Annotated in this window: 15 protein-coding genes; 8 read left to right on the top strand and 7 right to left on the bottom strand. The window is 63.6% G+C overall.

The features are described 5' to 3' along the window. The first annotated feature begins 43 nt into the window (after nt 1–43). Both Q8P46_03995 and Q8P46_03990 read left to right on the top strand, forming a co-directional pair. Entirely contained in the window at nt 44–343 is a 300-nt protein-coding gene (locus tag Q8P46_03995; protein ID MDP2619325.1) for a hypothetical protein, read from the top strand. Nucleotides 344–378: 35 nt separating this feature from the next. After that, nucleotides 379–672: a hypothetical protein gene (locus tag Q8P46_03990; GenBank protein ID MDP2619324.1), complete on the top strand. Its 294-nt coding sequence runs from the start codon at nt 379–381 to the stop codon at nt 670–672. Between the two features lie 150 nt (nt 673–822). Here Q8P46_03990 and Q8P46_03985 read toward each other — a convergent pair whose 3' ends face one another. Further along, complete coding sequence (locus Q8P46_03985) at nt 823–1,269, bottom strand: hypothetical protein (GenBank protein MDP2619323.1); 447 nt, start codon at nt 1,267–1,269, stop codon at nt 823–825. Between Q8P46_03985 and Q8P46_03980 the strand changes: the two genes are divergently transcribed. After that, entirely contained in the window at nt 1,270–4,404 is a 3,135-nt protein-coding gene (locus tag Q8P46_03980) for an EAL domain-containing protein (GenBank protein MDP2619322.1), read from the top strand. A 216-nt stretch (nt 4,405–4,620) separates the two neighbouring features. Beyond that, nucleotides 4,621–6,099, top strand: a complete 1,479-nt coding sequence (locus Q8P46_03975; protein ID MDP2619321.1) for a DUF853 family protein — start codon at nt 4,621–4,623, stop codon at nt 6,097–6,099. A gap of 30 nt (nt 6,100–6,129) precedes the next feature. On the opposite strand, the gene mscL is transcribed toward Q8P46_03975, so the two are convergent. The 3 genes from mscL to Q8P46_03960 form a co-directional block, all read right to left on the bottom strand. Beyond that, entirely contained in the window at nt 6,130–6,549 is a 420-nt protein-coding gene (gene mscL / locus Q8P46_03970) for a large conductance mechanosensitive channel protein MscL (protein MDP2619320.1), read from the bottom strand. A 91-nt stretch (nt 6,550–6,640) separates the two neighbouring features. Continuing rightward, nucleotides 6,641–7,459, bottom strand: coding sequence for an ABC transporter permease (locus Q8P46_03965; protein MDP2619319.1), 819 nt, complete (start codon nt 7,457–7,459; stop codon nt 6,641–6,643). An 11-nt stretch (nt 7,460–7,470) separates the two neighbouring features. Further along, nucleotides 7,471–8,244 carry an ABC transporter ATP-binding protein gene (locus Q8P46_03960; GenBank protein ID MDP2619318.1) on the bottom strand — a complete coding sequence of 258 codons (774 nt, stop codon included), beginning with the start codon at nt 8,242–8,244 and terminating at the stop codon, nt 7,471–7,473. An 80-nt stretch (nt 8,245–8,324) separates the two neighbouring features. Here Q8P46_03960 and Q8P46_03955 point away from each other — a divergent pair, with 80 nt between their 5' ends. From Q8P46_03955 to Q8P46_03940, 4 genes are all read left to right on the top strand, one after another. Next, the gene (locus Q8P46_03955) at nt 8,325–9,659 is read left to right on the top strand and encodes an ActS/PrrB/RegB family redox-sensitive histidine kinase (protein MDP2619317.1); all 1,335 of its coding nucleotides are present in this window, start codon (nt 8,325–8,327) and stop codon (nt 9,657–9,659) included. A gap of 148 nt (nt 9,660–9,807) precedes the next feature. Then, entirely contained in the window at nt 9,808–10,353 is a 546-nt protein-coding gene (locus tag Q8P46_03950; protein MDP2619316.1) for an ActR/PrrA/RegA family redox response regulator transcription factor, read from the top strand. Between the two features lie 214 nt (nt 10,354–10,567). Then, nucleotides 10,568–10,951, top strand: coding sequence for a hypothetical protein (locus Q8P46_03945; GenBank protein MDP2619315.1), 384 nt, complete (start codon nt 10,568–10,570; stop codon nt 10,949–10,951). Between the two features lie 55 nt (nt 10,952–11,006). Beyond that, nucleotides 11,007–12,071, top strand: coding sequence for a CapA family protein (locus Q8P46_03940; protein ID MDP2619314.1), 1,065 nt, complete (start codon nt 11,007–11,009; stop codon nt 12,069–12,071). A gap of 69 nt (nt 12,072–12,140) precedes the next feature. Here Q8P46_03940 and Q8P46_03935 read toward each other — a convergent pair whose 3' ends face one another. From Q8P46_03935 to Q8P46_03925, 3 genes are all read right to left on the bottom strand, one after another. Next, nucleotides 12,141–12,626, bottom strand: a complete 486-nt coding sequence (locus Q8P46_03935; GenBank protein MDP2619313.1) for an MmcB family DNA repair protein — start codon at nt 12,624–12,626, stop codon at nt 12,141–12,143. Then, nucleotides 12,620–12,931, bottom strand: a complete 312-nt coding sequence (locus Q8P46_03930; protein ID MDP2619312.1) for a hypothetical protein — start codon at nt 12,929–12,931, stop codon at nt 12,620–12,622. The genes Q8P46_03935 and Q8P46_03930 overlap by 7 nt, the downstream gene beginning before the upstream one ends. Continuing rightward, nucleotides 12,928–13,142 (bottom strand): hypothetical protein (locus Q8P46_03925; GenBank protein MDP2619311.1); only part of this gene is annotated, 215 nt, incomplete at its 5' end. The genes Q8P46_03925 and Q8P46_03930, both read right to left, overlap by 4 nt.

Raw genomic sequence — 13,142 nt, 5'->3', positions numbered from 1 at the left:
GCGCATCATATGGGTGATTCGTCTCCTTGAGCGCGGCGGACCCATGGCTCGCATTCGTCACCCCGACCTTTTCACCACCGAAACGCAGCCCGACCTGTTCGGAGACGCCGAGGCCGCGCCCGCTTACGTGCCCAAGCCCGAGCATGTGCGCAATTCGCTGCAATCGCTGTTGAACGAGATGCGGGCCGCCGAGACATGGCCGTGGGAGCCGGCGATGGTGAGACTGCACCGCGAGCGCACCTTCGCCTATCTGTGCGAGCGGCTGCCCGACCGCGAGGAGGCCGAGCGCTGGCGAGCTCTCATCGAGGTCGAGGCCGCGCGGCTCGATGCCGCGGCCGCCTGAGGCGATTCGGCAACCGGGCCACTCAGGGACACCCCATGCCCCACATCAAACAACCCGATCTTTTCGGCGACGATCAGCCGGAGCTGTTTGACGAGGATGCCCCTCCCCGCGTCTACCGGGCGGACCCGGACAGGGTGCGCGCGCGGCTCAACAAGATCCTCGCCGAGGCGCGGGCCGCGAAGGCGATGCCCTGGGAGCCGGCGACCGTCTCGCTCTACCGCGCCATCTTTCCGCGGATGACCAACTGGCTGCCCGAGGAGGAGGCCGCGCAATTGCGCCTCGAATTCGAGGCCGAATTGGCGCGGCTGCAGGCGGCCACGCTCGGTTAACAGTTGATTGATGTCAGACAGAAGTGGAAACGCGGTTCCATCAACGACAAACCGAGAGGAGATATTTGCAATTCTCATCGTTTCGTTGCGAAATAGCAACCATATCTTGCGATATGCCAGAACAGTATTAAACGATAATCATATATCAATTCACATTCCGTAGCGTGCGCTGCAAGATTTAGTCGCGTTCCCGGATACGCAGAGTACGGAATGACCGGACATCCAAGCCGGGCGGCGGGGGCGGAAACGTTTCGCCTGCTGACCCTTCTCTCCGTCTCGATATTCGCGGCCGAGACGGCCATCATGCTCCTTTTGCGGCCGCTTCGCGATCAATATGGGAATCTCGCGGTCCTTGCCGATTCCCTGCTTCTGACGCTGATTCTCTTTCCCCTCCTTTATTTCCTGGTCTTTAGGACACTGGTCCCGAGGAACGAGGCGCTGGCGGCGGCTCAGGAGGAGCTGCGGGCGGCGTATGACGATCTCGAAAGGCAGGTGGAACAGCGCACCAGGGAGACCGAAAAGGCCAAGCGGGATCTCGAGATCAGCCTGGAGCGGTTCGCCGACATCGCCGAGAGCGCCGGCGACTGGATCTGGCAAATGGACGAAAACCTGCGCTTTTCCTACATGTCCCCGAGATTCTTCGAGATTTTCTCCATTGCCCCGGAGGAATTCATCGGCAAGACCCGCGACGAGTTTGCCGGTGTCGGCACCTATGACGAACACTGGCGCCGGCACCTCGACGATCTCGCCCATCGCCGCCCGTTCCGGGATTTCGCCTACGCGACCACACAGTCCGACGGCCGGCCGCGGCATGTCCTGGTCAGGGGCAAGCCGGTGTTCGACGCCGATGGCATCTTCAGGGGCTATTGGGGCACCGGCGCCGACAAGACGGCCGAGGTCGAGGCTCGCACGGCCTTGGAGGAAAGCGAAAAGCAGTTCCGCAATCTGGTCGAAGGCTCGATCCAGGGCGTGTTCGTCCATCAGAACTGGCACTCTCTGTTCGCCAATCAGGCGCTGGCGGACATTCTCGGCTATCGGAACGCCGAGGAAATCCTGGCCCTTGAGAGAGTTGAGCCGCTGTTGGCGCCGGAGGAGCGAGAGCGCCTCCGCGGCTATATGACGGCGCGCCAGAAGGGTGAATACGCCCCCGAAATCTACGAAGCCCAGGGACTGAGGAAGGACGGCTCGAAGATCTGGCTCGAGTTCCGGGTGACGCAAATCGTCTGGTGCGGTGTCGCCGCCATGCAGTGCGTGGTCATCGACATCACCGAGCGCAAGAACGCGGTGGAAGCTCTGCAGCAACAGAATGAACGCTTCAACGCTGCAATGGAAAACATGTCGCAGGGCCTGTGCATGTTCGACCGCCAGTATCGGCTGGTGGTATGGAATCGGCGCTACGCGGCCCTATACGGCGTGGCCCCCGAGTGCTTGAAACCTGGCATCACGCTGCGGGAAATCCTGGAGCATCGCACCGCCAGCGGCATCTATGCCGAAGGAAGTCCGGAAGGCTTTATCAAGGAGGCTATCAACGAAATCCACAAGGGTACTTACGGAAAGAAGACACGTCAGCTCAGCAACGGACGGATACTCGAAATCACATATCACCCGATGTCCGAAGGCGGATGGTTGGCCACTCATGAGGACATCACCGAGCGCATTAAAGCGGAAGAAGCGCTCCGCCAGAGCGAAAAACTGTTCTCGAAGGCCTTCCACGCGAACCCGGCCCCCTTCGCCATCTCCCGCCCCGAGGATGGCGCTCACTACGATGTCAATGAAGCCTGGATGTCGGCGTTGGGCTACACACGCGAGGAGGCCATGGCCCATACGTCGGTCGAACTCGGCATCTGGGCCGATCCGGACCAGCGCACGCGTTTCGTCGATCTGCTCAAGAAGGACGGCTCGGTCCGGGATTTCGAAGCAAAGTACAAAACGAAGAGCGATGGCCAACGCGATTTCCTTGTCTCCGGAGAGTATGTGGAGATTGGCGGCGAGCCGCGACTGTTCGTGGTCTGTCACGACATCACGGCCCTGAAGAAGGCCGAACGCGCCCTGCAGGAGCAAAACGAGCGCTTCAACGCTGCCCTCGATAACATGTCGCAGGGCCTTTGCATGTTCGATGGCGAGCAACGCCTTGTCGTGTCCAATAATCGTTACGCCGCGATTTACGGCTTATCCGCCGAGCAGGTGAAGCCAGGCATCCTTTTTCGCCAGATCCTTGAACACCGAATTGCAAGCGGCATCTACGCCGGCGGCGTACCGGAAGATTACCTTCAGGAACGCTGCGCGGCGGTACTCGAGCGCAAGGCCTCGGCAAAGATTCAGGAACTTAGCGATGGCCGCATCATCGCAATTTCGCATCAACCCTTGGCCGACGGCGGCTGGCTGGCCACCCATGAAGACGTCACCGACTATCGGCGCATCGAGGAACGGCTCGCATATCTGGCCCACCATGATGCCCTGACCGATCTGCCCAACCGCATTGTGTTGCGCGAGCGGCTGGAAGAGAGCCTGAAACGCGCCCGGCGGGGAGACGGTTTCGCGTTGCTCTACCTCGATCTCGATGGATTCAAGAGTATCAACGACACGCTTGGACATTCGGCCGGCGACGAGCTGCTGAAGGTCATTGGCGAGCGGCTGCGCGGTTGTGTTGCAGACACCGATATGGTCGCCCGACTGGGCGGCGACGAATTCGCAGTCATTCGAACCACAAGGGCGCAGACGACGGATGCCGCGGTGCTCGCGGGACGCATCTGCAATGCGATTCGTGCCCCCATCGATCTCGGTCATCATGAGGTTGTCGTCGGAACCAGCATCGGCATCGCCTTTGCGCCGAAAGACGGCGCCAATCCGGATCAGCTCCTGAAAAACGCCGATCTGGCCCTTCACCACGCCAAGAGCACCAGCCGCGGCGCACATCGCTGCTTCGAGCCGGAGATGGAAGCGTACACGAGGGACCGCCACACATTGGGGCTTGACTTACGCAGGGCTCTGTCCAGAGACGAATTCGAACTTTACTACCAGCCATTGTTCAATCTGAGGGAAAACAAGGTCAGTGGCTTCGAAGCCCTGTTGCGCTGGCACCGGCCCGGGCGCGGAATCATGTCGCCGGCCGATTTCATCCCTGTCGCCGAAGAGATCGGCCTTATCAACGAACTTGGAGAATGGGTACTTCACAAGGCCTGCGCCGAGGCGGCGAGTTGGCCCGATGACATCAAGATCGCCGTCAATGTCTCGCCGGTCCAATTCAAGCGGGGCAATCTGTTGGAGGTGGTCCGGAGCGCCCTTTCGGCTTCGTGCCTGTCCCCTCGCAGACTGGAACTGGAGGTCACGGAATCGGTCGTTCTGCAAAATGACAGGGCGACCCTGGCGATGCTGCATCAACTGCAACAGCTTGGCGCGCGGATATCCTTGGATGATTTCGGCACTGGCTACTCCTCGCTGAGCTACCTGCGAAGTTTCCCGTTCGACAAGATCAAGATCGATGCCTCCTTTGTGAGCGATCTTTCGGCAGGCGACGACGACATCGGGATCGTCCACGCGGTGGTCAGCCTCGCTTCCAGACTCGGCGTAGCGACGACCGCGGAAGGCGTCGAAACCGAAGAACAACTGGCGATCATCAAGGCGGAAGGCTGCACCGAGGCGCAAGGCTACCTCTTCAGCCCCCCAAGGCCCGCCAAGGACTTAGCGTATCTCTTGCCGCGGCGTAAGAAGAAAATGGAGAGTGCGGCCTGAGCGCCTCATGGTCGCGTTATGGGCCTTGCGGCTCAGGGACCTGCGCGATCGTCCCGAATGCTGCCCCGCTTTGACCTGCCAATAGCGCAGCCACTTTTTTCTCCACTCACCGGCAGCGGGCCGCGCGCGCGGCCGCACGGGACCGTTGTCTGCGGCAAGACCGAACCCTATAACCGGCGCGGGGGCATCATTTCGGCGGAAGGGCTATAGGCGGTCATGCTCGAAGAAGGCAAGGTCTATATCGGCACCAGCGTCAAGCCGGAATATCTGGAACTGAAGCTCGCCAATCGCCACGGGCTGATCACGGGCGCCACGGGCACCGGCAAGACCGTCAGTCTGCAGATCCTGGCCGAAGGGTTTTCCAACGCCGGTGTCCCCGTGTTCTGCGCCGACGTGAAGGGCGATCTGTCCGGCATCGCGGCGGTCGGAGAGTCCAAGGATTTCCTGATCGCACGTGCCGAAAAGATCGGACTGGCCGAGGAATATGTCTTCGAGACCTTTCCAACCATGTTCTGGGACCTGTTCGGCGACCAGGGCCATCCGATCCGCGCCACCATCTCGGAGATGGGGCCGCTCCTCTTGTCGCGACTGATGGACCTCAACGACGTTCAGGAAGGGGTTCTCAACATCGCCTTCCGCATCGCCGACGAGGAGGGGCTATTGCTGCTCGACCTGAAGGATCTGCGCGCGCTGCTGGTCGACCTCGCCGAGCGCGCCGACGAGGTCACCGCCGAATACGGCAATGTTTCCAAGGCCTCGATCGGCGCCATCCAGCGCCAGTTTCTGGTCCTGGAGCAGCAGGGCGGCGAGGGTTTTTTCGGCGAGCCGGCGTTCAATATCGCCGATCTCATGCGCACCGCGCGCGACGGGCGAGGCTATATCAGCGTGCTCGCCGCCGACCGGCTGATGATGTCGCCGCGGCTCTATGCGACCTTTCTCCTGTGGCTCTTGTCCGAACTGTTCGAGGAGCTGCCCGAGGTCGGCGATCCGGACAAGCCGCGGCTCGTTTTCTTCTTCGACGAGGCGCACATTCTGTTCGACGAGGCGCCGCGGGCGCTCATCGACAAGGTGGAGCAGGTCGTCCGGCTGATCCGCTCGAAGGGCGTCGGCGTCTATTTCGTCACCCAGAACCCGCTCGACATACCGGAAAGCGTGCTCGCCCAGCTCGGCAACCGCATCCAGCATGCGCTGAGGGCCTATTCGCCGCGCGAGCAGAAGGCGGTGCGGGTCGCGGCCGACACCTTTCGGCCGAACCCGGAGATCGATACCGCAAGGGTGATCACCGAGCTCGGCGTCGGCGAGGCGCTGGTATCGACGCTGGAAATGAAGGGCGCGCCGTCCGTCGTCCAGCGTACCCTGATCCGCCCGCCCTCCTCGCGTCTCGGCCCGCTCCTGGCAACCGAGCGCGCCGCGACGATCAACGCTTCGCCGCTGCTTGGCCAGTACGATACAAGTGTCGACCGGGAATCCGCCTACGAGATCCTTCAGGCGCGGGCCCGCGAGAAAGCCACGCTCGACACGCGCGAGGCGGAGGTGGAGGCGCAGCAAAAGACGGCGCAGCGCACGCGCGCCACCGCCTCGCGGCGGCAGTCGACAGCCGAAGCGATGGTCAAGTCGGTCGTGCGTTCGGCCGGCTCTCAGCTCGGTCGCGCCCTCATGCGCGGCATACTCGGCAGCCTGACGAAGGGCCTTTAGAGCCTTTCCGACCCAGGTGATGCCGGACCGTTAACGGGTCTTCACGAGCGCGTCGCGGATTTCCTCCAGGAGCTGGACCTCGCGCGGCGGCGGCGCCTCCTTGGGCTTTTCCTCCTGCTTGCGCTTGAGTTGGTTCATTCCCTTGATGACCAGATACAGCGCGAATGCCACGATCAGAAAGCTGATGACGGCGTTGATGAACACCCCAATGTTCAGCGTCACCGCGCCTGCGTCCTGGGCCGCCTTCAACGAGGCGTAGTCGCCGGTCCCCGTGAGCGTGATGAAGATGTTCGAAAAGTCGACACCGCCGAGGATCAATCCGATTGGCGGCATCAAGATGTCGTCGACCAGCGATTTCACGATGGTCGAAAAGGCGGCGCCGATGACGATGCCGACCGCCATGTCGACGACGTTGCCGCGCATGGCAAATTCCTTGAATTCCTTGAACATTGCCTCCTCCCCGGAATGCAGACGGCGACATTTCGCCCATCATGTGATCCAGTCTAGGGAAACCGGGCGAACCCGCCAAGGCCATCGCGGCCTATTCGCCGCTAACGAGCAGCGAGCCGTGGACGCGGGCCGACCGCATCAGCGCGTAGAAGCAGGCCAGGCCAACGGCCATGTAGACGACATTGAGCAGAAGCCCGCGCAGCAATAGATCGCCGCGGAATACGCCGTCGATCAGGACCGCGCGCATGCCCTCGAAGACATAGGTCGGCGGTAGCGAAAGCGAGACATATTGCAGCCATTCCGGCAGGGTCGAGACAGGGTAATAGACGCAGGCGAGCGGCAGCAGCAGGAAGATCAGCGACCAGGCAAGGCTCTCCGCCCCCAGCCCCTGGCGCAGCACCAGCCCGCAGACTACGAGACCGATCGACCAACTCGTCGCGATCAGCACCAAAAAGAAGCCGGCAAGCGCCAGGCCGAGGGAGAAGACGTTGAAGCCGAAGAAGACCAGCGCCATCAAAGTCACCGGGCCGAGGCCGATGATGACGCGGATGACACTCATCACCATGAGCGCTGCGACGAACTCGCCGGTGCGCAACGGCGAGATCATCAGATGGCCGAGATTGCGCGCCCACATCTCCTCCAGGAACGAGATGGAAAAGCCGATCTGGCCGCGGAACAGGATGTCCCAGAGCAGCACCGCGCCGAGCAGAGCGCCGGCGGCGGCCGCAGGAATACCGGTCCTTTCGTACAGATATGTCTGCAGGAAGCCCCACATCAGCATCTGCACCGCCGGCCAGTAGACGAGCTCCAAGAGACGCGGCCAGGAGCTTCTCAAAAGGTACCAGTAGCGCAGGATCATGGCGCCGATGCGCCTTGCGCTCGCCATCGCGGCGCCGGGGCGAGGTCCCATCGCCATCGGCATCAGGCACCCCCCGCAGGCGCTCCGGCGCCGGCGTCGTCGGAGCGGGCGACGGTGAGGAACACGTCCTCAAGCGTGGTGCGGCCGAAACGGCGGATCAGCGCTTCGGGCGAACCCTCATCGACAATCCGGCCGCGCTTCATGATGACGACCTTGTCGCACAACCGCTCGACCTCCGGCATGTTATGGGAGGCAAGCAGGATCGTCGCCCCGCGGGCCTTGCGATAGCGCTCCAGGTGCCCGCGGACCCAATCGGCGGTGTCGGGATCAAGCGATGCGGTCGGCTCGTCGAGCAGCAAGAGTTCCGGCTCGTTGATCAGCGCCTTGGCAAGTCCGACGCGGGTGCGCTGGCCGGCCGAAAGCTTGCCGCAGGGGCGATCGATCAGCTCGTCGAGGTCGAGCGCCGAGGCGAGCGCGCCGATCCGTTCTTTCAGCGCGCCGAGCCCATAGAGCCTGCCATATACGGTGAGGTTCTGGCGAACCGTCAGCCGCATCGGCATGCTCACATAGGGGCTTTCGAAATTCATCCGCCCCAGCACACGGTGGCGGTAGCGGACCATGTCTTCGCCGAGCACGGTGATCTGCCCGCGCGTCGGCAGCACCAGGCCCAAGATCATGGCGATGGTCGTGGTCTTGCCGGCGCCGTTGCCACCAAGCAGGCCGACGACGGCACCGCGCGGGACGGTGAAATTGATGCGGTCGACCGCGAGGATGTTGCGGTAGAGCTTGGTCAGATCGAGGGCCCTGACGGCCGCTCCGTTGGGTTCGGCTCTCATGGTCTGCAGGATATTCGCAATTAGGCCTTCCGCAACGTGCCGCGTTGCGCTTGCGATCGGCGGCAATTACGGTCGGCAGCATGAAATACATGACTTCCTCTGGTCCGCAACCCGGTCGCCAGCATCTGCGGCTGCAGACATTGGTGCGCCTGCGCTGGATTGCCGTGACCGGGCAAACGGCCGCCGTGCTGCTTGTCTATTTTGGCTTGGGCTTTCCACTGCCGCTGGCGCCCTGTCTGGTGCTCATCGCGCTTTCCGTGTGCCTCAACGTCTATCTCTCGTTCAGCTTCGCGGCCCGCGTGCGACTCGCGCCGGAGCACGCCGCGCTGCTGCTCGGGTACGACATCGTGCAGCTCATAGGCCTACTCTATCTGACCGGTGGGCTGCAAAACCCGTTTGCCGTCCTCCTGCTGGTGCCGGTGATGGTGTCGGCGACCTCGCTGCCGCTGCGGCCGACCTTGGCTCTCGCGGCCTTGGTCGTGCTTTCCGCAAGCGTCCTGATCGTCGCCCATTTGCCTTTGCCCTGGTTCCCCAACGAGACCGTTGACCTGCCGCTGCTTTACGTCGCCGGCGTCTACGTCGCCCTTGTCTGCTGTCTCGGGTTCATGGGCATGCATGCCCGGCGCATCGCCGAGGAGGCACGGCTGATGTCGGACGCGCTGGCCGCGACCGAGGTCGTGCTTGCCCGCGAAAAAGAGCTTTCGGCACTGGACGGCCTCGCCGCCGCCGCCGCCCATGAGCTCGGCACGCCGCTCGGCACCATCTCCATTGTCGCCAAGGAATTGTTGCGGGCAACCGCGCCGGACGACCCGGCGGCCGAGGACATCGAGCTGCTCAAAGCCCAGGCCGACCGCTGCCGCGACATCCTCGCCGAGCTGACCTCCCTCAGCCAGGCGCCAGACGCCCATTTCACGCGCATGCCGCTCAGCGCCATGATCGAGGAAGTCGTGGCTCCGCATCGAGAATTCGGCGTCGACATCCGCGTCGTCCTGTCTGGCGTAAAGGAGGGCGCAGGCGCCCACGAACCGATCGGCCAGCGCAATGCCGCAATATTGCACGGTCTGGGCAATCTGGTCGAAAACGCGGTCGATTTTGCCCGACGCGAGGTGGTGATCACCGCCGATTGGACACTGGAGACGGTGCGCATCACCATTGCCGACGATGGTCCCGGTTTCGGCGCCGACGTGATCGGCAAGCTCGGCGAGCCCTATGTCACGACCCGCGGCATCTCGCGCCACAAGAGCCCGGAGGGCGAGTTCGGCCTCGGCCTCGGTTTTTTCATCGCCAAGACTCTGCTCGAGCGTTTCGACGCCACGGTTGAGCTCGCCAACCGACCGCCGCCGCAGACCGGCGCGGTGGTGACCGTGAGCTGGCCTCGGGCGGCGATCGATCTCGATATCGGTGCCAGGGCCTGAGCCGGAATTGCCGATAATTGATGTCGATCAATTACATCTGAAAATATTTTCGGCAAATATTATACATGCAAAGTGTTCGCCGGACACACCGCGCGGCACTGAGGGCCAAGGAGGGAACCGCGGCATGCAGCTACACGAAGGAATGATCATGTCTGAGACAAAGCCGCCCGAGCCCCGCTCGCTGCTGATTGCCGACGACGACCGGCCCTTCCGCAACCGGCTTGCCCGCGCCATGGAAATGCGCGGCTTCACCGTCGCCACCGCGGAGACGGTCGCCGATAGCTTGCGCCTGGTGGAGGACTTCAAGCCCGCCTACGCCGTGATCGATATGCGTCTTGGCGATGGAAACGGGCTCGACGTGATCCAACATCTCAAGAGACGCCACCCGGATTCGCGCGCCATCATCCTCACCGGCTATGGCAATATCGCAACCGCGGTGACCGCCGTGAAGCAGGGCGCCATCGACTATCTGGCCAAGCCGGCCGACGCCGACGAGGTCTATGCGGCGCTGATCGCCGACCCGACCGCCAAACCTGAGCCGCCGGAAAACCCGATGTCGGCGGATCGGGTACGCTGGGAGCACATTCAGCGCGTTTACGAATTATGCAACCGCAACGTCTCGGAGACGGCGCGGCGGTTGAACATGCACCGGCGCACCCTGCAGCGCATCCTCGCCAAGCGCGCGCCGCGATAGAGCCTCTTGCGCCTGGGTGGAATTAACCGTCCGACCGTGACGTAGGTCCCCGCCGGATGGGCACGCCTGTCACCCATCACCGACTTCGTTTAAGATGTCGGGGAACCGACCACATTGAGATGGGAGAAGGCCGATGTCGAGTGGGGTACGCAAGCCTGACCGTGCCCGTCCGCCGCGCCCGAAGGGGGCCGCGATTTTCCTGGCTGTCGCCGGCATGATTTTCGTTCCGGCCCCTCCGGGCTTTGCGCAGGAGACCGGGGCATGGGTCGCCACGACGACCGGATGTGAAGTGTGGAACAGCGATCCCGGCCCGGATGATGTTCCAAACTGGATAGGGGAGTGCGTTGAAGGCAAGGTCCACGGGCCGGGCACGCTGATCTGGACGCACAAGTCGAACGGGTCAGTCATCGCCCGCTTCGATGGCTGGTACGACAAAGGCCTGCGGACCGGAGTCGGATATCTCGTCGACGAGAACGGCAACTGGTTTCGCGGCCCGTTCGTGAACGGCGTCGCGCACGGCGCGGGCGAATGCTATTACGCATTGTTCGGTGTCCATCGCAATTGCCAATTCACGAATGGAGAGCTGACGGACTATTGAGGCCGTGCGGATACGGCCGGAGCGTCCGCCGGTCCACCGGGCGCGTGGGCCCTTCATGTCCAACTTTCCGCTTGCTTATAGATTGTCCTGGCTGCCGCGATTTCTGAGCCCGTCGGCGCGGATGCCGGAATCGTTCGAGCGCCAACCGCTGCAAGGGCTTGCGGCTGGCGAGGACGGCAGGTCAAAGACGGTCGATCTGCTGTTCTTCGGCGATATCTCGAACGTCGCCAACCCCACGATTTCCGCCGCGCCCAAGGAGATGCGCGAACTGTTCCGCCGCGCCGATATCGTGGTCGGCAATTGCGAGACGCCGGTGACGAAGAACGTCGCGCCCGGCGCCAGGCAGCGCCTCGGTCTTGGCCACTACGCGGATGCGAGCTTTATCGACGGCTTCCTCGACGCCTTCCGAGTGTCCGCCGGCAAGCTTTGCCTCTCGCTCGCCAACAACCACGCCCTGGATTGCGGCGTCGAGGGTTTGTTGGAGACGGTCTCGGTTCTGGAGGAACGCGGTATCGCGGTCATCGGATGCCGCGACGCCGGCCGGCCGCCGCTGACGACCGTCGAGCACCGAGGGCTGCGACTCGGATTCACCGCTTCGACGGAGTGGATCAACCGGCACCCCGAGACTGCCCGCAAACATGTTTGGTTCGGACGCGACGCCGACGGCCTCGACTGGCCCGGCCTCAAGAAACAGCACCGTCTCGACACGCTAATCGCATTGCCGCACTGGGATTTCGAGTTCCGCCATTTCCCGCAGCCGGAAACGCGCGCCCGCGCCGCGCGGCTCGCGCGCGGCGGCGTCGACCTGATCGTCGGGCAACACCCGCACGTTCTGCAGCCGATGGAGCGCTTCGACCGGGGGCTCTGCGCCTACAGTCTGGGCGATGTTCTCGGCACGGCGTTCCCGCGGGCCACTTGGCCGACGAGACTATTCGGGCTGCTCGAAATCGGCATCCGCGCCGGCGGTCCGCGTCGCGGCGAAATCCGCCGCTACCGTCTGCATCCCTGGGTGCGCAGCCATCGAGCCGGACGGGAGGAAGTCTGGGCCGTGTCCGATCTCCGCGACGGGTTGCGCGACAAGATCGAGCGGCGGCTCCGCCTGATCTTTCCCGAACCTTAAGAAGCAGTCGCCCGACCGGACCCGGCGGCGCCGTCCGGGTCAAATGGCTACGCTTGACCCAATCATGCGTTAGGACCTGACGCCGCCGTCGAAGGAAGGGTCCGTCAGCGCGTGCAGCCGCTGGGCTGCGATTTGCGCCACGCGCAAGGTCATCGCCTTGCGCCGCGCCGGCGCCAGAGGGCCGTGAGGGCAGGCGCGGAGGATCTCGCCGCCATAGGGATCGGCGATGATCAGCCCGGTTTCCTCGGGGAAGATCGCGGCCGGCACTTGGGCGTGGGTGGCGAAAAAGAAGCTGTCGCAGAAATCGAGATAGTCCGGCCATTTGCAGTCGGCCCGGTAATCCTCGACGCTGGTCTTGATCTCGACGATCCAGACCTCGCCCCTGGCGCCGAGGCCGACCACGTCGGCGCGCCGGCCGGAGGCGAGCGTCACCTCGCTGACCGTGGCAAAACCGTGGGCCGCGAACAGCCGGCAGACGCCGCGCTGGACCATGAGCGCGCGCTCGGACTGGCGGCCGTCGCTGAAGGCCGGCGCGTTCTCTTCGTTCCTCAGCAACTGTTCACGTCCTTGGCGCAGTAATAGTTGCCGGGGGTGCCGCAGCAATAGGGAAGCTCGTCGGAGCAGTATTTGCCGCTCGCCGCCGGGCATTCGGCGCCGGCGGCAAGACGCGGACCGGCCGGGCCGCACTGGCCGGCGTCGCCGGGCAGGCATTGCGGCGCTTCTCGCGCGTCGATCGCCCGGGCGAGCAGCAGCTTCGCCGACGGCACGGCATCGACCGGCTCCTCGGCAAGGGTGATGGGCGCGGCAAGCGCGAACGCCGCCAAAAACGCGGCGGCAAGGACAGAGCCTGTGCGCTTCATGGGAACCTCCTGAACGGGGTTTGAGCTACCCGTTCATTGTAGAGCGGTTCATGGTTATAGGGGATCGATTCGATGGGCCAAATCGGTTCATCCGGGCAGGCGTGGGCCGCGACGCGCGATACGGGATATCGGGCGAGCGCCGCAACGAACCCGGTGGGCCGATTTGGCCCACCGAAGGCCGGGTTCTTTTGCGCCGTGGCGGTGTTGCGGC

The organism is Hyphomicrobiales bacterium, from assembly GCA_030688605.1.
In the GTDB taxonomy this organism is placed as follows: Bacteria; Pseudomonadota; Alphaproteobacteria; order Rhizobiales; family NORP267; genus JAUYJB01.
This window is presented reverse-complemented; position numbering and strand designations above follow the sequence as displayed.